The organism is Halobacillus salinarum, assembly GCF_022919095.1.
Taxonomy (GTDB): domain Bacteria; phylum Bacillota; class Bacilli; order Bacillales; family Halobacillaceae; genus Halobacillus_B; species Halobacillus_B salinarum.
Window position 1 is genome coordinate 3656533 of sequence record NZ_CP095073.1, and the last position, 20410, is coordinate 3676942.

The following is a 20410-nucleotide window of genomic DNA, read 5'->3' on the forward strand; positions in this document are numbered from 1 at the left end:
TAAAAAAAAAGTAACATAAATGGCAAGGACTAATTATATCCCCACCTCCTAAAACTTTAGTCACTAGCAGAGAATTTCCCCGGACTTAATTTTCCATTATTTAACTTAAAAACATTCCAAAAAACCTATACTTATACAGGGGTTTTTTCTTACTTTTACAAAAAATTAATGAAAAATTCTTTAGTTATCGCAGATTTACAGTTAAAACCGTCATAATTAGAAAGCCAAGGATAAACGAGAATGTCGAAGTTCGTTCATTTCCATCCCCGTGACTTTCAGGAATAAGTTCTTTATAAACAACAAAAAGCATAGCTCCTGCAGAAAATGCCAAACCGTACGGAACTAAAGAAGTAAAGCTTTCTCCAAAGTATAACCCTGCCATTCCTGCCAGAAATTCAGCCATAGCAGTTGCTGAAACGAGGATAACCATTTTTACCCCTCTAACACTTTGCATGAATAAAAACAGAGCAATTAAAAAACCTTCAGGCAGATTCTGCAAGCCAATGGCAAAAGCCACTACAGGACCAAGGTCACTGTAATGACTTGCATAACTCATTCCAACGGAGATGCCTTCGGGCAGATTATGAAGGGCCATCGCTATTAAAAATAAATGAATATTGACATGCCTGTTATTTTTCGAATGCTGAAGGTCATGATGGGGAACCACAATTTCCAATAACATCAAAGTAAATGTACCGAGCAAAATACCAGCTGCTAACACCGACATACTAGAAAGCTTTAATGCGGATGGAATTAATCCATATGTAGAAGCCGCCACCATAATTCCAGCTGTAAATGCGAGCAGGCTGTCTTTCCATCTATGAGATAGATTCCTGATCAGTAATACCGGCAATGCTCCAATAGTCGTAGTAAATGTAGTGATAAAAATATGAACCGCATCCATAGACGACCACCTCTTCGTTTAATATATGGCCAATTCTATAAATGCATGTCCCAAAATAAATCGACAAAAATTCTTAGTTTTACAAAGTTTTAAATTCATTTAATCTAGTCTTCATATTATGCTTTCATAGTTGTAGGTAACTTGAATTAGAAGGAGGAAAAATAATGAAGAAAACCTCGTTCGTATTATCAACAGTTCTGACAGCAGCATTATTCTCTTCATCTGCCGTTGCTGCTTCCCCAGCAGAATCTATTTCTACATACCATAGCGACAAGGATGAGCTGGCCATTTCATTTGCAGGCAGATACGATAGTGGCGCTGAACTTGATAGTGGAGGCTCGGAAATTGTAGAGTACGATAAAAAACACCAGCGTGCCTTTTCTATCAATGGAGATGCAAATGCTCTTGACATACTGGATCTTTCTGACACAGAAAAGAGAGGTGAGATCTCCTTATTTAAAAGGGTAAAGTTCGCTGATTTGGCTCTTGGTGATTTCAGCGTTGATGGGCCAACTAGTGTAGCCGTACACCCAGATAATGATTTTATTGCTGTTGCCATTGTGAATGACACAAAGACAGAAAATGGTGAAGTCGTTTTCCTTAATACAGATGGTGAATTAATTGCATCCTATCAAGTTGGAGCACTGCCGGACATGCTTACTTTTACAAGCGATGGAAGCAAACTATTAGTTGCAAATGAAGCAGAACCCAATGATGACTATACTAAAGATCCGGAGGGCAGTGTATCGATCATTGACATCAGCTCCGGTCCTGCTAACGGAAAAGTAGCAACGGCAGGCTTTAAAAATCTTGATAACAGCAAAGTTGATGACAATGTTCGTACCTTTGGACCTGAAGCGACAGCTGCACAAGATTTTGAACCGGAATATATAACTGTGAGCGATGATAACAAAAAAGCTTATGTATCCTTACAAGAAAACAACGCGATTGCAGAGCTGGATTTAATGAATGGTGAGTTTACAGCTGTACATGGCCTGGGTTTCAAAGACCACTCGCTCGAAAGAAACGCACTGGACGCTTCCAATGATACGAATTCGATTAACATGAAGCCGATGCCCGTACTCGGTATGTATCAGCCAGACGCTATTGCATCTTATACAGTAGATGGAAAAACCTATATCATTACACCAAATGAAGGAGATTCTAGAGATTATGACGGTTACTCCGAAGAAACACGCGTCGGGGATTTAGAAGAAGATACCGGGAAAGACGTTCATTTAAATGCTGATTTTTATGAAGGGTTCAACCAGGACGAATTAGATAAAATGGTTGAAAATGGATTGTTTGACGATGACCAGCTTGGCAGGCTTCATGTCACGACCGCAAACGGCTTGAATGAAGACGATGAATATGAAGCACTGTACAGCTTTGGCGGCCGTTCCTTTTCTATATACCAGGCAGATCAATTTCAACAAGTATACGACAGCGGAGATGAATTTGAAAATATCATTGCAGATGCCCGCCCTGAATACTTCAATACGAATAATGATGACAATGGTTTCAAAAGCCGCAGTGACGATAAAGGGCCAGAACCTGAATCCGCCGAAGTAGGTAAGATCAATGGGAAAACTTATGCCTTTATCGGATTGGAACGACAAGGAGGCATTATGGTGTACAACATTGATAACCCCGAGAAGCCATATTTCGTCAATTATTTTTCAACGAGAGACTTTTCTTCAGAAGATGAAGCGATCAAAGGCGACAGCGCTCCAGAAGGATTGACTTTCATTGCTGCTGAGGATAGTCCTACCGACAAACCTATGCTTCTAGCAGGATATGAAGTATCTGGTACAGTAGCCGCTTACAACGTAGAGAGCTTACTCGGTGAAAAACGGCTTGCTGGAAAAAATAGATATGAAACAGCTGTTGAAATTTCAAAAGAAGGCTGGGAACAGGCAGATACAGTAGTTATTGCCCGTGGGGATATTTTTGCGGATGCACTCGCCGGTACCCCACTTGCCTATAAAGAAGATGCGCCTATTTTGCTTAGCCATAACGAGTATTTAGACGATTCAATTCGTGAAGAAGTAAGCCGGCTTCAAGCAAAGCACGCGATTATCTTAGGAGGACCAAATGCTGTCTCCAGTCATGTCCAATATCAACTCAGCGGTTTAGGGCTCTCCGTTGAACGGATTTACGGGGACACACGCTTCGGAACAGCCGCTAATGTCGCGGCACGTTTGGATGGACAACCAGAAAAAGCGATCGTCGTCAATGGTGATCGATTTGCTGATGCTTTAGCTGCAGCCCCTTATGCAGCCAAACATGGCTATCCTATTCTCTTGAGCAAAGAAAATAAAATTCCTGAAAAAACGGAATTAGGGCTTACCAATATTGATTCTTCCATCGTAATTGGAGGAGAGGGCGTAGTGGGTCCTAAGGTTATGTCCATGCTTCCTGATGCGAAACGCTATGCCGGAACGAATCGCTTCGAGACAGCAGCAAAGGTTGTGAACGAATTATACGAATCGGGCAATACAGCCTTTGTCAGCACAGGTTATGAATTTGCCGACGCTCTTACCGGATCCGTGCTTGCAGCGAAAAAGAATGCTGCCGCCCTCCTGGTAAAACAAAATCAAATTCCTGACAGCATCGCAAAAGCTTACAATGATTTAAGCATAGAAAAACTTTATATCCTTGGTGGCCCGGGGGCTGTGAACGAAGAAGTTGCTGAACAATTAAAACCGGAATGGTAGTAAACTTGAGGACTATAAGATTGCTCTTATAGTCCTCATTTATTTTCCTTACCCATTTTTAGAAACCGGAATAAAAGAATGGAAAATTCCAATAACCTTGACTTGTTTCCCCATAATTTCAGTCTTATATACTTTACAAACAAAGTAATAGCTTTCTTCCGTGTGATTACTGATAATCTGTGGCCCGGCTAATTCAATACCGGCGCCAAGAAATGGATTGTCTCCCCCAATTCGTTCCCTCGCCTGGTCAACAGCCCAGTCTACATATTGTTCTTTTCCTGGAACTGTAGATGCCATGCTTACGATGAGTACTAGTATGATAGCAGCCATGATGATTCGTTTCTTCATAGCTTTCTCCTTTCAGATCTGTCTTCAGGTAAAGTTCTCGAATCCAGTTTCCCGCACCTGTAGTTCGTCACCTTTTATCGTTACCTACCAGGTTATTAACATCATATCTGAAGATGATCGGGATCAAAAATTAGACGATTACAGTCTCCTAACGCTTATTGTATCATCCTTTTACGTGAAGTGACTTTTCAAAAACTAAGCAAAGATTTAGATTAGCACTGAAATGCATGAGATCCCTTTCATAAAAATTAGGAAATAAAAAAGCTGCCGAGCATTTACCCAGCAGCTTAAGATTCAATTACATCTTACACCCGTTCTTCTACTTGAAAGAACGACAGGATATTTTTTACTTTTCCATATTCAGAAGCATGAGGACGATCGTCATCATCAGAATAACCGTAATCCACCATTCGGTTACGATTCAGGCAGAGCTTCGTCATTTCAGGTTTAAAGAAATCAAACAGTTCAAACCTCTCCTGTAAATGCGGGAAGCTGTGCTGGTATTGATGGATAGACTCTGCAAGAAGTCCCCAAAAGATCTCTTCGGACATTAATTCATGATTCACCACAATGTGGCTGAGATAACGTAAATGGCAGATAAACAGCCCCGTAAAAATAAACTGAGTCAGTCCTTCCGGTGGTTCACTCCTGAGCACCGATTTCAGCTCATCCGTCACCTGATCAAGTTCAGGGAAGGGCTGATCTGTAATATTGACGTCATCAACAAAGTCCTTTACAGCCAGACGGTGCGGTTTTCCATCCTTAATGACGAGAATTGTATTTTGACCATGCGGAGAAAAGACTGTTCCGTACTGATAAAGAAAATGGAGCAGCGGGTCCATGGTTACTTTAAAAAATTGCTTCATCCATTCTTCCGCTTCTAATCCAGAAGCTTCGATTAAACTTTTTATAAACGGCTTCCCTTGATGATCGATATGGAGAAGTGCAGCTAAAGTGATGGCCTGCTCCCCTTCTTCCAAATACGTGTAAATACTTTCCCTCCATATAGCTCCAAGCATTTCTAAGTATTGATACGGGGCTCCTTCCAACTGGGCGAAATGCTTTTGGTCGACATTTAAGCTTGCGATCTCTCCAGGTAAAATCACTCGGCACTCTTCTTTTAAGAAAGAATCGTTGTGATATATTCCTTTAATTAACTCCGTTACTTTAGGGGCAACCAACGTCCTCTCTGCAGGAAGACCGCGATAGACAAGCGTGTTTAATATACTCATCGGCACCTTCACATGATGCTTCTCTTTATTTGATACATTCACGAAGGTACGGATCGACTGCTGAGGCAGGTACCAATCTTCTCCCTCCCCTAAAGGAACAATGGATTCATTAGCTAGTTCAAGAGGGAAATGCGGAATTATCATATTTTTCCACTGCCATTCGTGTACAGGGAGGTAGTAATAATCCTCAAGCTGTTTCCCCCTGCTTAGCAGTTCATTCTCAAAGGAGTGTTTTTCCTCCTCGCTTAGCTCTTCCTGTATTAATTGCTGTGCGCTGAAATGAGTGACCGTTTGAAAAGAAGTAATTGATTTATGAACAGCTACCCACGAAAGCCGGACTTGCTTATGATTCTCGGGTGCATAATCAAGATAATCGTCATAACCAAACCCGATTCTTCCTTTATTATAAGTAATCCACGGGTGCCCCGTCATGTATCCCTCTAAGTCCGCATAATCTGTGTGGAGTAACTCGTCTGCAGACTTATCATCCTTTTGCAGCAAATGAGCATCTGCGATCAATGTTGCATTTAGTTCCTTAATCAAATGAGCAGCAGTTTCTGAACTCATCCCTATTACAGGTTTAAGATCAAGCAGAAAGTCGATCGCATTATCCGCTTTTTTCTGTGTTCCGTCTTCAATCACCTCGATGCTCGATTCAATCACATCAAAACTGTCAAAAAAGCGAGTGTAGGCAGTGTAACGGTACGCTTTCTTATCAGACACAGCTAATTCATAATGAATCTTGTTTTCCTTTTCAGCGAGCACCTCAGGGGTAATCATATCCTCATACATATATTCAGCAAGCATTTTTGCAAGCAAGTTCTTGTTCGCCGTCTGCCAGCTCTCTTCTGTTAATACTTTTTCGAGCTCATTTTTTAGAAACATGGAATCCCCTCTTTCTTAAACTGATCTGCTATTCTAATAGGATGGGACTGTTATTCTCTTTTTGGAAGAACTTCCCTGCCCAAACGTTTGGAAGACCGTATCCGTAGATACTGAATAGACTTCTCTTCCTGCAAGCTGGTTAATAATTACGGAATTGCGGTACGCCCCTAAACCTAAATCAGGAGCTCCAACGCCATGCGTGTGCATTTCTCCATTTTGGATGAATAATTCCTGGCTTCCTTCCAGATGAGTTTTTAAGCAATAATCTTTTGTCACTTGGTAACGTCCTTTTTCGTCCCATGCTATAAATTCTTTCATAGCACTGAGAAAACGGGGAATGGCTTCCCTGTACCCTGTGGCAAGAATTACGACATCCGCTTCAACTTCAAATTTTTCTTCTTTTACGTTCTGCCATCCATAAAGCTTCCAAGTATCTTCAACTTTCTCGATCCCTGCCATCTCTGTCATGGCCTGGAGTTCGATATCAGGCGTTTCATTACAGGCTGATCTTTCATAAAGGTAATCATAAATTTCTGCAATAGTATCCGCGCTTATTCCCTTGTAGAGCAGGTCTTGTTCTTGAAGAAGCGCATCTTTTTTCTCCTGAGGAAGTTCATAAAAAAAGTTGGTATAATCAGGAGAAAAATATTCCAAGCCCAATTTCGAATATTCCATTGGGAAAAACCCTTTAGAACGCGTAAACCAATGCACGGAGAAACGGTCTTCCTCCTGCTGTTTAGCTACATCAAGGAAGACTTCTGCTGCGCTCTGCCCTGAGCCAATGACAGCTACTGAACGCGCCTCCCTGCAAATTGACTTCTTATGCATATAATCCGCAGTGTGAAAGACTGTTTTTCCGAGCGCATCCTCAAATGGTTTTGGAACAGAAGGTACTGAACCAATACCAATGGCCAGATGCTTCGTTAAATAAACGTCTTCGGTCCCGGTTTCAAAGTTCCAGGCGGTGACTTCAAAAAGCCGTACTCCAGTAGAAGTCACATAAGGGGAAACAGACTGCACTTCCATCCCAAAACGGCAGGACGCAAGCTGGTTACTTACCCAACGGCAATAATGGTTGTATTCTTTTCTTGGAATGTGAAATTTTTCAAAAAAATAAAATTGATAGAGACGGTTGTGTTCCTGTAAATATCGTAGAAAACTATAGGAACTGCTGACATCTGCCATACTGACAAGGTCAGCAAGAAATGGTACTTGCAGCGTTGTTCCATTGATCATCATTCCTGGGTGCCAATCAAATTCAGCTTTCTGTTCAAGAAATAGAGCTTTTACGTCCGTCACAGGCTCAAGCAGCGCGGCCATTCCTAAATTAAACGGGCCAATACCTACGCCAATGACATCGTATATTTCAGTTGACCTGCTTATAGAGTTTGTCATACGGCCACCTCTTTTCAAAATCATTGCGGTCACAGAACATAAGCAAACCGGTTTTGTCAGGAAGTTCAATAGGTTTAATGGGTTTAAAACCACATTTTTTAAAGACATGAATCATTTTTTCATTTTGGATATCAGGTTCAGCAATCACTTTGTTCGTCATCGATTCTTGAAATTGATACTGTACCATGGCTCTCAGCAACGGCAGAGAAAGCCCTTTTCCTAAGAATTCCTGTTCACCGATCAAAAGGTGGACTCCCTGATCATAAGGCATGGGAGAATACGTATCTTCCACCACATCCCCTTTTACCCAGTATGCTTCCCAATAGCTCATGGGGCGATCATCTAAAAAACCAATATACAGCGATTGATGTTGATCATTTATAGCTTTTTGTAAATGTTCTTTGTATTCACTGAAGGGAATATTCAGATGCCAAAAAGGATGTACGTGTTCTTCCAGCATCCAGCTATGGATGAGCTCGGCATCTTTCTCAAACGCTACCTTCCGAAACGCTACTGTCCTTTGCAATTTCTGATCAAACATCTCGTAATCATAAACCATGGTTAACTTTCACCTTCTTCACAAGCGGATTGCTTACTGAAGCATACACCGATTGAGACTCGAGTGGCCCCACCAGTTCATCCATATCATAAAATCTCGTTAACAAATTAGCTTTGCAAGGCAGTTTGTCCATTTCTAACAGACTTTTCAATAGCTCTGGCGATTTTTGCAGCTCCCGGTGACGTTCCAGTCTGCTTCGTAACGCTTCCAGCAGCTTGCTTTCTGCGATTAATCCATTAGAACCAAAACCATTAATTAATCCAAATAGATGGTTGAAGAAAAAGTAATAACGCAATCTTTCTTCTGCAACAGCATCTGAACAGATCGTATCGCTTTGTTCATTTAAATTAGGCAGCAGATCAAACAGCTTATCTACTGTAGACTCCTTAAAATAGTAGCCTTGGTTATCACGGTAATAAAATTTAGACGGATACCCCTGTTCTAAAGCAATGACCGAATTTTGCTGATGAGCCTCAAGTGCAATTCCATACGTATGAAAAAGCCAAAGCAGCGGCTCCAGCGTAATGTCTAAATATTTTTCAAACCAATCCAAGCTGACAGCCTCCAGTTGGCGATTTTCTCTCACAGCAATGCTGTTAATAATGGAAGCAATTCTTGTGCCTCCTCCATAAGCGTGATCCTGGCAGAGGGCAGCTACAAGAGAGGATTGTCGCCTTGCTTCGAAAAACGGATTTTCCCGAATAACGACTTCAAATCCAGCGAGCCCATCAGTCAGGTACACGTACGCAGGATCCTTTATAATATGAAAATCCGGAAAGTTCTCTTCCAATTCATCCCCTAGTCTTGTATTCATCAGCCTGGACACTTCTACTCCTCTGGCTAATTCCTTTGGCTGGTTAACTCGAAGAGAATTCGTTATTTTTATAGGTACTGAGAATTTATACATATACTTGGATGTTTGACTGTACACCGTTCTAAAAGAAGATGTTGCTGTGAATATTTTTCCGAGCGGTCCTAAGTACGTAAGCATTCCAGCTTCTATCTGCTCCTGCACTTCACTTTGCTGCAGAAGATGCTTTGCCTGCAGGGGATGAACAGGGATTAATACTTCCTCACCACCTGCATATAACTGATTGAGCCACTTCTGGTTGACACTAGCATCCATTTTTAACTCTTCAAAGATGATTTCATGAGCAGTCGTGTCCGTACTGGAATCTTCGACTACGAGGGATTTGTTTACACAGAAATAATCCAGCTGGAACTCCCCTTTTCGTTCAGGGGAATAGACCTCATCTTCTCTTTCAGTTAACCCCTGCCGGCTTTTAGGAGTTGGGTGAAGCAAATGCCCAAAGATAAGGGATTGTTCGGCCTCAATGTATTCAAAATCTTCGTCACAAAGCTTATCAGAATCCTCTTTTCTCTCCGCCACGTAGGTTTTTATCTTCTGGCAGCTCAAGATTGCCCGAAGCATGAGTTCATCTTCTGCCAGGGTGCCGTCATTTTCGATCTGAAGCTCCTTGATAATCAGAGAAATGAGGGTCACGTAATCAACCGGAATCAGGTTGTCCTCTTTTTCACCACGATAATAAATGGGGAAATGAAACAAATGACGGTCTGTCAACGACCAGTACTTTATTGGAATGATGAGCTCTATCTTCTGATGTTCAAGCTTGGAAGCAGCGATTCCTGCGATTTCTTCTGAAGCAGGAACGGGAATAGAATTTTCATGCTCATGCAATTCACGATAATTTCCTGTTTCTCGTAAATAGCAGTTTAAGAAGCTCTGTATGGTTGCCTTTTCAGCTAATTCTTTTGCATTAATCATTTAAATCCTCCATTCACAAGTGTATTTCCAACCTTCTCTATTTCTCCAACCACCGTTTCAATATCTTCACGTCTCGTACGTGGATTCAGCAGCGTAAACTTCAAAAAAGTCTTTTCATTGATCGTTGTTTTAGCAAGCACTGCTTTTCCCTGTTGCAGCATTTCCTGCTGGATGCGCCGATTTAAAGAACTGTAATCCCTTGATTCGGAAGGCTGGTATTGAAACACGACCGTATTTAATTCTGGGTCTCTGTTTTCCACTTCAAACTCATTTTTCCCAGCTATATAATCAGCAGCATACTTGGCCATTTCAAGGGTAGAATCAATCATGTTCCCAAGTCTCCTGCTCCCGATCGTTTTAAGGGTGATGTATACTTTTAAAGCGTCGAACCTTCTAGTGGTCTGTACTGATTTATTTACTAAATTTAAGATCCCTTCTTCATCATCTTTTAATGGATTTAAATAGTCAGCGTGATGACAGAGAGAAGCAAAGTTAGTTTGATCCTTCACTAGAAAAACTCCACAGCTGATTGGCTGGTAAAACATCTTATGAAAATCAATGGTCATCGAATCAGCTTGGTTCAAGCCGTTAAGCTTTTGAAAATGATTATGGCTGAGCATTAAGCCCCCGCCAAAAGCTGCGTCTATGTGAAGCCATATTTTATGCTTTCTCGCTGTTTCTGCTAACTCAGCCATAGGATCTATACTTCCAAAATCGGTCGTTCCGCACGTTCCTACGATAGCAAAGGGAAGCGCGTTTTCTTTCTCCAGCCTGGCCAAGGCTTCTTCAAGCCTCGTCAAAGATATTTGATGTTTTTCATCCGATGCCACGGTAACCACAGCTCGTTCCCCGAGACCAAGCTGTGAAGCGGCCTGCTTGACTGTAAAATGAGCTTCCTCTGAGCACAAAATTCTTAACCGCTGAAATCCCTCAGGAAGTCCTTGCTGCTGGACATTAACTCCCCAGTATTCTGCACAGAAGGCATCCCTCGCAAGCAGGATTCCCATGTAATTAGACTGGGTGCCTCCAGTTGTAAACACGCCGTCAGCTTCCTTTGGATAACAAGCCATTTCTTTTAATCGATGAACAAGTTCTGCTTCTACATAGGTGGCGGCCGGACTTTGATCCCAGGAATCCATAGATTGATTCAAGGCTGATATGATCGTATCGGCAGCTATCCCAGGAAGCAGCGGCGGGCAATGAAGGTGCGCCATGCTTTTTTCATGGGAAACGAAAATTCCATTTTTCAAAATTGGATCTTCTATTTCATCAAGAACACTTTCTAATGGACTGCCATTCATTGAAAAGTCCATCATTTGTTCGATCTCTTTTCTAATCGTTTGGTGACTTTTTCCAACAAACGGTTGATCGGCTGAGGCAAACACCTGCTGCAGTTTCGTGCTGACTTGCTGCATTTGCAGTTGAAAAGCGTCCAATCCCTCTTTTCCGTGATGAAGGAAGGAATCATCGTAATGTTCTATATTTGAAATTATGGTTGGTTGGTTTAACTGTGTCGGCATTCTTTCATCTCCTCACTAGACCTGTATCAGCTTTATCATTAAGAGCATTTCATGCTTATATAATCAGACGTGACTGCAGAACTCCTTCAAAGGATTAAATGCATTCTTTAAAGTTATCCTTACATTCCTGAATAAATAAGGAATAGACTTCATCCCCCAGCTTACTCATAAGAGTAGATAAGGTAACGCAACGCCATGTTAATTGAAAATGATTATCATCGTCAATAGTAATTGATAACCATTATCAGTTTATTTTAGAGCGTATAGTCAAAATTACACACCTGCAAATAACCTGCTATATCGCTTTCTGCAGCATTTTAACACTTCAACCTAATAAAATAATTTTGAGAAAAATTAAGAATATTTACTCCTCCTAAAACAATACTATGGAACTAGATAACTACTTCATAAAAAAAGACTTTCCACTTCTGGAAAGTCAATTTCTTGAATATATCAACGAGCAATTGGAAAAATCGTAAAGACTTCATAAATATAAAGTAAAATCCTTGTCAAATTAACATGGGATTGATACTAGCTACATAAATATTCTCTATAATAAAACGTGAATAAGGAGAGGTATGGGACAAATAAAGACAAGGGGGAAAGAACGTGAGAATCGCTATTTTTACAGATACGTTTACACCACAGGTAAACGGCGTAGCCCGAACGCTGCAAAGGTATGTTGATTACTTGGAGCGTAAAGACATTAGTTATCGAATCTTTGTTCCAAAAGCCAATAAACATCAATTGTACTCAAGTGAAATCCACCGATTTAAAAGCATTCCCTTTCATTTGTATCCGGAATGCAGATTAGCTATCCCTAATGTGTATTCAATTCGAAAGCAGCTGGAATCATTCCATCCTGACCTTATCCACATTGCGACACCTTTCAATATTGGGTTAGCCGGATTATATTATGGCAAGAAGTTAGGAATTCCAATTGTTGGCTCCTACCACACAAACTTCGATGATTACTTAAAATACTATGACTTGCAATTTATGTCTAAATGGATATGGAAATACATGCGCTGGTTTCACCATTCCTTTAGAAAAACATTTGTACCCTCTCAAGACACCCGGCAGGAACTTCTCCGCCATGGATTTACGAACCTTCATATATGGAGCCGTGGCGTCAATTGTGAACACTTCCACCCAATCAGCGACCCAGCCAGACTAAAAAAAGAGTATAAGATTACTGAACCTTATCTCCTCACCTATGTCGGACGCCTTGCTCCAGAAAAAGACTTGCATATTTTAATGGAAACAGCTAAACGCCTTCCTGAATCCATTCGAAAACAAGTGCATTGGATGGTAGTTGGGGACGGTCCTATGTATGAACAGTTAAAGGCTGAAGCTCCAGGCAACATGACTTTCACGGGATACATGAAAGGAAATAAACTCGCAGAAATCTATGCAAGCTCAAGTTTATTTGTCTTTCCTTCAACTACCGAAACGTTTGGAAATGTAGTCCTGGAATCAATGGCTAGCGGAACCCCTGTAGTTGGAGCCCGTGCAGGTGGAGTGCAGGAAATCATTGAAGACCAAAAAACAGGGATTCTTTGTGAACCTGGGAAAACAGATGATTTCGTACAAGCTGTATCCCAACTAATCGAGCACCGTATGAAGCTGAAATTGATGGGATATGAAGCCAGGCAGTATGCATTAGGCAGATCGTGGGACACGATTTTTGACGCCCTGCTTTTTGAATATGAACATGCGCTTGTGGACCACGAATACTCTTATGCTTGATTAATCCCGCTATTATTTATACTATTTTACTATTAGAAGTCACTTCTCTCATGGAGGAGTGATTTTTTATAACTTTATTGGGAGGAAATCGAGTATGAACATAGCGCTAACTTTATCTTTCTTAGGCGCGGCCATCATTTTAACCGTGATGCCGGGACCGGATAACCTATTTGTCATCGCCCAAAGCATCGCACAGCAAAAGAAAGCGGGCATTGCCACTTCCCTTGGACTTTGTTCTGGTTTAATCGTACATATTACAGCAGCTGCCTTAGGTATTTCAGCAGCAGTCTACCATTCTGTTCTCATATTTAATCTTGTAAAAGCAGCCGGAGCCGTTTACCTTTTATATTTAGCCTGGCAGTCGTTCCGTTCCCAGCAAAGCTCCTTTGAACTGAATGGAGCAAAACAAGCTTCTTATTCAGCTCTTTATAAGAAAGGTATATTAATGAATCTGCTTAACCCAAAAGTATCTTTATTTTTCCTGGCTTTACTTCCCCAATTTGTAGATCGAAATCTAGGACATGTACCTGTTCAAATGCTCCTTCTTGGTGTACTTTTCTTGATTCAGGCATTCGTTATTTTTTCAGCTATTAGTATTTTTTCAGAAAAACTTAAAAAATGGTTAGACAAGAAGTCCAACATAGGACGAAAAATTAATATGATTCAGGGCAGTATCTTTCTGCTTATCGGTCTCAAGCTGTTGTTAAGCGAAAAATAATAGAAAGTGAATTGAATGAAATCCTATGTTATGATATTTTAGAGAAAAGCAAGAGCACGATGCAGTAACTGACGACAACAGTGGAAACAACCACATGGGAACTGCATTTCATTATACGTCGGGTCGTCTGGGCAGAGATAAGGAACAACAAATTTCCTTATCTCTTTTATTATTTCAGCACTATTATTTTGTCCGTTAGGGAGGAGTTAAGTAAATGGAAAAAGTAATCTTAGATGGTAAACAAGTTTCGCAGGATATCCGTAAGAAACTGGCCGATCGCGTAGAGACCCTGAAAAACGAGTATGAAATCACTCCTTGTCTGGCTACTATTCTAGTTGGAGAAGATCCTTCATCAGAAACGTATGTAAGGATGAAAGGGAATGCATGTGAAAAACTCGGGATTAAATCTGAAAAGATCCATTTATCCGCAGATATTGACACGGAGGAACTTTTGAACACGATTGAGCGATTGAATAATGACGCTTCTGTCCATGGAATTCTTCTTCAGCATCCTGTGCCTTCCCACATCGATGAACGGAAAGCATTTGAAAGTATTGCCATCGAGAAAGATGTGGATGGGGTTACAAGCACAGGCTATGGTCAAACCGCTTTCGGTTTTGGAAAATATCCTTCCTGTACACCAGCAGCTATCATGGAAATCCTTCATTACTACGGTATTTCAGCTGAGGGAAAAAATGCTGTAGTCGTAGGAAGAAGTCCAATCCTCGGCAAACCCGTATCCGCGTTGCTGCTGAATGAAAATGCTACGGTAACGACATGTCATTCCCATACGAAAGATTTGCCTGCTGTTTTAAGCAGTGCTGACATCGTGGTGGCGGCTATTGGAAAACCACAATACATTCGAGGAGAATGGCTGAAGGAAGGAGTCGTGGTTCTCGATGCTGGTTACAACAAGGGAAATATCGGTGATGTTGACTATGATTCCTGTTATCAGCAGGCAAGTGCTATTACCCCTGTCCCTGGCGGGGTTGGTCCAGTCACCATCTCCATGTTATTAAAACATACCGTGGACGCAGCAGAAGAATCAAAATAATACGACTATAAGGCTGTTGGAGCTGTACTCGACAGCCTTTTCAGATTCTAATGGAAATCTTAACTTCTATAAAAAATCAGCAGTCTGTTCATACACAGACTGCTGAATAGTGTAATCCCTATTATGGAAATTCATTCATTGGTTTATGGTCACTCTCCGCCCTTCCTGATGGGAACGAGCGGCAGCTTCATTAATCAAAGTTAAATGGAGAGCATCCTGCATTGAAATTGATACATCCTCCCCATTTTCAATCGCTGCTGCCCACTGCTCTAAAGGCATAGCTAAAGGAGCTGGACGTTTTGGTTCAATCCACTCATCAGTGCGGCCATTTCCTTTCATACGTATGTGTTTATCCTCAATTAAAATCGTGCCTTCAGTTCCATAAATTTCTAATTGAAAGGGGCTCCCGCTGGATAAGAAACTGGTTTCCAATGAAGCAAGAGCGCCGGATTGATATTCTACGATAGCTGCGGAATGGTCATCTACACCTCGTCCAAGCAATGATTTAAGCCGAGCAGAAACTGCAGAGGGCTGGCCAAGCAGCCTGTTCGCAAGGTAAATGGGATGTGCGCCCAAATCTATGAATGCTCCTCCCCCACATTGTTCTTCATTAAAAAACCTTCCTGGAAGCCATCCGTTTGGATGATTCTTAGTATCTACCGCTCCATTATGAGCGACACGGCAGCGAAGCATATTGACAGTTCCCAGCTTGCCATCGTTGATCGTATCATGAGCGTATATGTAATAGTCTTCCGTTAATCGTGGCAATGAAATCATAAAATTCACGTTACATTTTTCAATGGTGTCCAGCACTTCTCTGCATTCCTGTCCCGATAAAGTCAATACCTTTTCAGTAAAAATGTGCTTCCCATGCTCAGCTGCAGCTGTAATGACTTCTTTGTGCATAGAAGTAGGTGTGGTAACAATTACCCCATCTATGGATGAATCATTCCAAATGTCCTCCAGGCGGTCTATAAAATCAACACCGAGCTCCTCTGCCCATTCCCGTCCTCTTGCTGCTTCCTCATCCCAAACCGCTTCGATGGAAAGGTTCGGGTGATCCTGTGCTTGTTTTGCATAATCAACTGCATGAACGTGCCACTTGCTTAGTAAAGCTACACGAATCATTTGCTAACACCTCTTTTTCGTTATTTTGTTCTCCTGCTCTTATTCTACCATTAGAAATCCATCCATTGGGCCAAACACCATTTTACCCCCAAAGAATAAGATAGGTGTATCTTTCAAATGGGTGGTGTTTCCATGGAAACTTACAGAGATCACGAATCTTCAAGTCATTATCAGGGTAGTCCCAAAAACATGAAAGATTCCTGCCAGCAGCATCTATACCAATTTATCCAGATTCAGATGCAGGATGGTTCGGTTTATCAGGGAATGCTTCATAGTTATGACGACGAAAAAATGTACGTCATCATGCCAAATCAAAATGTTCAACAAGCGCAAGCCTCACAAGCGGGACAAAATCGATTCTTTCCATTCTTTGGACCCTTTGGGTTATTCGGATTTCCCTTCTTCGGTATTCGTGCGTTTGGGCCTTTCTTTCCTTTCTGGTGGTAATGATCAATCGAAGCCATTGACTCTTTTCACCCGAAATGCATTATTTTTTACCTTATTTAAAAAGAAGAAAGGTTCCTATCTTTTCTTGCTGCCACAGCCTATCGTGACAGGACCGAAAGGTTGGAGTACGACGACATTACCTTTAAATTCATTATTCTTGAAAAGCCCATACCGCAGGAGAAACACACTCTGCAATATGGGCTGATTTCAATTCTTTTATTTTAATTCTCCCATTTTTTCAGGGTGATCGATATAGGGGTTACGGTTTCCCTGCTCCTCATATATGGCCTGATTCCGATGTTTTTCATACAGGGCCGGCGGGAATTTCTTATGCCACTTCATTAACAGCTCAAGATCCAAGCCCTGCAAGTGTTTTGTTTCTATTTCATTTGGATATCTAAGGAGGAAATACAACACTCCCCGTGCTACTGTCCCTTTCCCGTGCTCAGGCTCGAATAATTCATTCTCAGCCTTCCCACAGCTGTCTTCAATTCTTTCTGCGTTTACACTGCCGGGTTTGTAGTCAGAAAAATCATGATACGGATAATTACTGCGGATGGAATTGCACAACGGCTCACAGGTGAATAAATGATGAAGATCCCCACGCATGGGCTCGTGTTCATCGAACCACGACTGCGGTACAGAATGCTCACAGTTATACTTAAGCTTTGCCACAGCCTCAAGCATCTGAATATTCAACTGATCCGGATATTCAGCCGTCTTTATTAGTTGTTCCTCCCTCTGTAGGGAGGCTTCAAAATCTTCCTGAATCACGTCTTCAGGCTTTCTGTTTTGGCCGGAATAAATACTCATCAACTCCCCGTCAGGTCGTAAATCCACCCATGGATAAAGATGTTCACTAGGATCGTAGGAAAGTTTTTTCTTGTGCGTATCTCGAAGCAGCTGACTTAATGATTCTCTAAGTTCATCGCTTTTCGAACTGGAAAAATCAATTTCTTTATAATAATTCTTCTTATCCCGATCATCCTGTTCATCGTCATAATAGGATTTTTGATCCTGTTGGATTTTCTCCTTATTTTCCTTTAGACGCTGCAGATTAGCTTTCACATGCTCATGGTCAGTGGAACTAGGAACATACTTTTCTTTTTGCTGGGGAGTGATGGGCACAGTAATTCCTCCTTCAATAAGAATAACAGTAGTTAAATACCCATTTCTTTTTTTGAAAAACATGGAATTTTAATCACTCATATAAAAAAAGCTTCCGCTTATCATAGCGAAAGCTTTTCCATTCACTTTCTACCTGTCCAAAAAGCTCCTTCGTCCATATGTACAAATGGAAGGTCTGTATCTATTTCCCCACCTATTGTGGAACGATTTACATCGCCGCCATTCAGCCATTGGGCAAAATCAAACTCGACCGGCTCTTGATCTCCTCCAAGAGCAAATAGTGTTTTCATTTCTTCAGGCATGTAACCAGAGGTATGAATCGTTCCAGCCCAATTACGGTACTGCTTCGAAAAAACACCTTGCCCCACACCGTTCATTAATCGAAAAGCATCTTTTACTTCGAGGAGTTCAGCTTCAGGTATTTTCATAGCTGCTAGACGCTTATAGGAATCGGTAAGGTGGTTGCGATTTTCCTTCGTAAGAATCTCAAAATGATTGGTACAATAATTTGATTCTCTTACTTCTACTCCTCGCGGGGATGCTTCGACGATGAAAGTTTGATCGCTTTTATCAAATACAGTATAACTGAACGAGTGGCGGTGCGGAATTTCTTTCAGCATATGTACAGCTTCTTCAACATCTGCACAGGATTCCAAGACCATTCTTCCAATCATGCAGCATATAAACCCAAGCCCCGGCCTCTTGCGGTGCATAAAGTTGTACCCAAGGACCAAGCCTTTCTCATTCATCCCGTCCATTCGTCCGGTGATCCTCTGGGTAGGCCCTGCTATAGCGTATCCATAATCATCCGGTTGAAAAAAGCTGTAACGACCTTCATAAGTTTTCGGCATATAATCATAATTTCTAATTAGAAATCCTTTGCCTGTCATAATGGAACATCCCGATTTTTTATAACCGATCCTGTACCCGCCGAATTCCATCATGATTCTTTCCATCGGCCATTCGAGCACATCCCTAAGACCAAGAAGCTCCTCCCAAATCCCGGGAGCAAATCTTTGAATGGCTGTCTTTACTTCTTGTTCTGCTACATGGAAGCGGGGAATGCGCACTTTCCACTGCTTTTCCCTGTTCCTAACGGTTAAAGATGCCTTTAACCTTCTCCCCTGCTCTCTGCCGAAATCATAATGGCTGCCTCTGAACTGAATAATCTCACTATATATTTCCTTCATTCTAAGTCCCTCTCCCGAACGGATTGATATCATTCTCATCATAATAGATAGGCTCTTCCAAATAAAGAAATCCGCATAAAAAAGCACGGCCAGCGCCGTGCTTCTTAATTGAATTAATAGAGATTTCCCTGTCGGTACATAATGGTGGATATCTTCATCACGGTATGAATGTAGCAGTTCTGTCTTAGAGGAAATGGATCACCAAAAAATTGCGGATAGATGGTATCCATCGTATGACGCAGCTTGTCATAAAGCCGTTCATAAACCTCATCTTCATCCATGAATTGCGTTTCCCTTCCTTGAACCCATTCAAAGTAAGAAACGATAACACCACCGGCATTTGCGAGGATATCAGGTACAATCAAGATCCCTCTGTCAGCTAAATATTTGTCTGCCTCTTCTGTAATCGGGCTGTTCGCACCTTCAATAATCAACTTGGCTTTAATATCTTTAACGTTTCCTTCGTGAATTTGGTCTTCCAATGCAGCAAGCATAAGGACATCTACATCAAGTTCAAGCAAATCATCACGATCTTTAATCTGTGCTGTAAGCTTACTCTTTCCTAACTCCTCTTCCGTACGGGGTAAATCTCCGTCATTGGCCTCCGCATGTTTAACGAGCGCAGGGATATCCAGACCTGACTCATTATACAGCATTACGTTTTGGTCGCTGACTGCGACGATTTTATTTTGAAGATAATTACAGTGATAAGCTTCTAAAGCTGCAACAGAACCTAAATTCCCAAAACCCTGTACAGCCATAGTTAAAGGCTGATCGGCATGCGCCAGTGCAGTCTTGGCAAATCGGTTGTCCGTCTCAGAAAGCCATTGCTTATTCTTATGAAGAAAGTCATGCATCATATAGCGAAAAGTAAAATAGACACCTTTCCCTGTAGCTTGTCTCCTTCCAAGTGATCCTCCATTGACAATGCTCTTCCCAGTAAAACTGCCCCGGTATTCTGTGCCGGGATGGTTTCCTTTAAATTCTCCCATCATCCAGTCCATTTCCCGTTCTCCGGTGCCTACATCAGGCGCAGGAATATCTTTATCCGGGCCTAAAATATCGTCAAAATATTGTACATACTTCTTACATATCAAATTTAACTCTTTATTAGAGTAGTCCTTAGGATTGATCACCACGCCACCTTTAGCCCCGCCAAATGGAAGTTCGTGAAGCGCATTTTTCAACGTCATCAGCTTTGCAAGATTAGCTACTTCGTCTTCATTTACTGATTCATGAAAACGTATTCCTCCTTTATAAGGACCAACAGTGTCGTTATGCTGCACTCGAAAAGCCGGCACGCGTATAATCATGCCGTTTTCCAAAGCCACCCTTAAAAAGGATTTATGTATATGGTTAGGTGTGGATAATATAGCCACTAAGGATTTAAAAGCTTGATCTCTAGTCTGTTCCTGGAGATCAGGCAGAAATGACTCATCCTTTAATAAAGCAGTTAATGATTCTTCAATGATGGATTGTTGTTTGTGCATGTGTGTGATCTCCCCTTCATAAAAATTTTCCATGACGATTTACCCATCTAAATGACTCATTCCCGATTCCTCACTTTCAAAACTTTTTAATAGGCTGCCTGCCTGATTATTTGGAAAATGCGTAAATTATCGAGGTATATCTAGTTTTATGTTTCAATTT

16 protein-coding genes and 1 riboswitch are annotated in these 20410 nt (G+C 41.4%); of the genes, 5 read left to right on the forward strand and 11 right to left on the reverse strand.

Going from position 1 to position 20410, the window contains the following annotated elements; genetic code table 11:
* Positions 1–184: 184 nt before the first annotated feature.
* Entirely contained in the window at positions 185–904 is a 720-nt protein-coding gene (locus MUN89_RS18975) for a ZIP family metal transporter (RefSeq protein WP_244709470.1), read from the reverse strand.
* 164 nt (positions 905–1068) lie between these two features.
* Between MUN89_RS18975 and MUN89_RS18980 the strand changes: the two genes are divergently transcribed.
* Positions 1069–3621, forward strand: coding sequence for a choice-of-anchor I family protein (locus MUN89_RS18980; RefSeq protein WP_244709472.1), 2553 nt, complete (start codon positions 1069–1071; stop codon positions 3619–3621).
* 48 nt (positions 3622–3669) lie between these two features.
* On the opposite strand, the gene MUN89_RS18985 is transcribed toward MUN89_RS18980, so the two are convergent.
* The 6 genes from MUN89_RS18985 to MUN89_RS19010 form a co-directional block, all read right to left on the reverse strand.
* On the reverse strand, positions 3670–3969 hold the full coding sequence (locus MUN89_RS18985; protein WP_244709474.1) for a DUF4359 domain-containing protein: 300 nt from the start codon (positions 3967–3969) through the stop codon (positions 3670–3672).
* A 305-nt stretch (positions 3970–4274) separates the two neighbouring features.
* Positions 4275–6086 (reverse strand): IucA/IucC family protein, encoded by a 1812-nt coding sequence (locus MUN89_RS18990; RefSeq protein ID WP_244709476.1) that lies wholly within the window; start codon positions 6084–6086, stop codon positions 4275–4277.
* A gap of 33 nt (positions 6087–6119) precedes the next feature.
* Positions 6120–7481: a lysine N(6)-hydroxylase/L-ornithine N(5)-oxygenase family protein gene (locus MUN89_RS18995; RefSeq protein ID WP_244709478.1), complete on the reverse strand. Its 1362-nt coding sequence runs from the start codon at positions 7479–7481 to the stop codon at positions 6120–6122.
* Entirely contained in the window at positions 7453–8007 is a 555-nt protein-coding gene (locus MUN89_RS19000) for a GNAT family N-acetyltransferase (protein ID WP_396266121.1), read from the reverse strand. The genes MUN89_RS18995 and MUN89_RS19000 overlap by 29 nt, the downstream gene beginning before the upstream one ends.
* A 22-nt stretch (positions 8008–8029) precedes the next feature.
* Complete coding sequence (locus MUN89_RS19005) at positions 8030–9826, reverse strand: IucA/IucC family protein (protein WP_244709479.1); 1797 nt, start codon at positions 9824–9826, stop codon at positions 8030–8032.
* Positions 9823–11346: a pyridoxal phosphate-dependent decarboxylase family protein gene (locus MUN89_RS19010; protein ID WP_244709481.1), complete on the reverse strand. Its 1524-nt coding sequence runs from the start codon at positions 11344–11346 to the stop codon at positions 9823–9825. Before MUN89_RS19010 ends, MUN89_RS19005 begins: the two co-directional genes overlap by 4 nt.
* A 609-nt stretch (positions 11347–11955) precedes the next feature.
* Here MUN89_RS19010 and MUN89_RS19015 point away from each other — a divergent pair.
* The 3 genes from MUN89_RS19015 to MUN89_RS19025 all read left to right on the forward strand — a co-directional run bounded on the left by MUN89_RS19015 (position 11956) and on the right by MUN89_RS19025 (position 14867).
* Positions 11956–13095: a glycosyltransferase family 4 protein gene (locus MUN89_RS19015; RefSeq protein ID WP_244709483.1), complete on the forward strand. Its 1140-nt coding sequence runs from the start codon at positions 11956–11958 to the stop codon at positions 13093–13095.
* A gap of 94 nt (positions 13096–13189) precedes the next feature.
* Entirely contained in the window at positions 13190–13813 is a 624-nt protein-coding gene (locus MUN89_RS19020; protein WP_244709485.1) for a LysE family translocator, read from the forward strand.
* A 54-nt stretch (positions 13814–13867) separates the two neighbouring features.
* Positions 13868–13953, forward strand: a riboswitch (ZMP/ZTP riboswitch).
* A 74-nt stretch (positions 13954–14027) separates the two neighbouring features.
* Positions 14028–14867 (forward strand): bifunctional 5,10-methylenetetrahydrofolate dehydrogenase/5,10-methenyltetrahydrofolate cyclohydrolase, encoded by an 840-nt coding sequence (locus MUN89_RS19025; protein WP_244709487.1) that lies wholly within the window; start codon positions 14028–14030, stop codon positions 14865–14867.
* A 135-nt stretch (positions 14868–15002) separates the two neighbouring features.
* Here MUN89_RS19025 and MUN89_RS19030 read toward each other — a convergent pair whose 3' ends face one another.
* The gene (locus MUN89_RS19030) at positions 15003–15995 is read right to left on the reverse strand and encodes a Gfo/Idh/MocA family protein (protein WP_244709489.1); all 993 of its coding nucleotides are present in this window, start codon (positions 15993–15995) and stop codon (positions 15003–15005) included.
* Between the two features lie 132 nt (positions 15996–16127).
* On the opposite strand from MUN89_RS19030, the gene MUN89_RS19035 reads away from it, so the two are divergent.
* Positions 16128–16442: an LSm family protein gene (locus MUN89_RS19035; protein ID WP_244709491.1), complete on the forward strand. Its 315-nt coding sequence runs from the start codon at positions 16128–16130 to the stop codon at positions 16440–16442.
* A gap of 216 nt (positions 16443–16658) precedes the next feature.
* Here the strand turns inward: MUN89_RS19035 and MUN89_RS19040 are convergent, their stop codons facing one another.
* The 3 genes from MUN89_RS19040 to MUN89_RS19050 all read right to left on the reverse strand — a co-directional run bounded on the left by MUN89_RS19040 (position 16659) and on the right by MUN89_RS19050 (position 20250).
* On the reverse strand, positions 16659–17570 hold the full coding sequence (locus MUN89_RS19040; RefSeq protein ID WP_244709493.1) for an endonuclease I family protein: 912 nt from the start codon (positions 17568–17570) through the stop codon (positions 16659–16661).
* 122 nt (positions 17571–17692) lie between these two features.
* Entirely contained in the window at positions 17693–18760 is a 1068-nt protein-coding gene (locus MUN89_RS19045; protein WP_244709495.1) for a C45 family autoproteolytic acyltransferase/hydrolase, read from the reverse strand.
* 113 nt (positions 18761–18873) lie between these two features.
* Positions 18874–20250, reverse strand: a complete 1377-nt coding sequence (locus MUN89_RS19050; protein ID WP_244709496.1) for a Glu/Leu/Phe/Val family dehydrogenase — start codon at positions 20248–20250, stop codon at positions 18874–18876.
* Positions 20251–20410 lie beyond the last annotated feature (160 nt).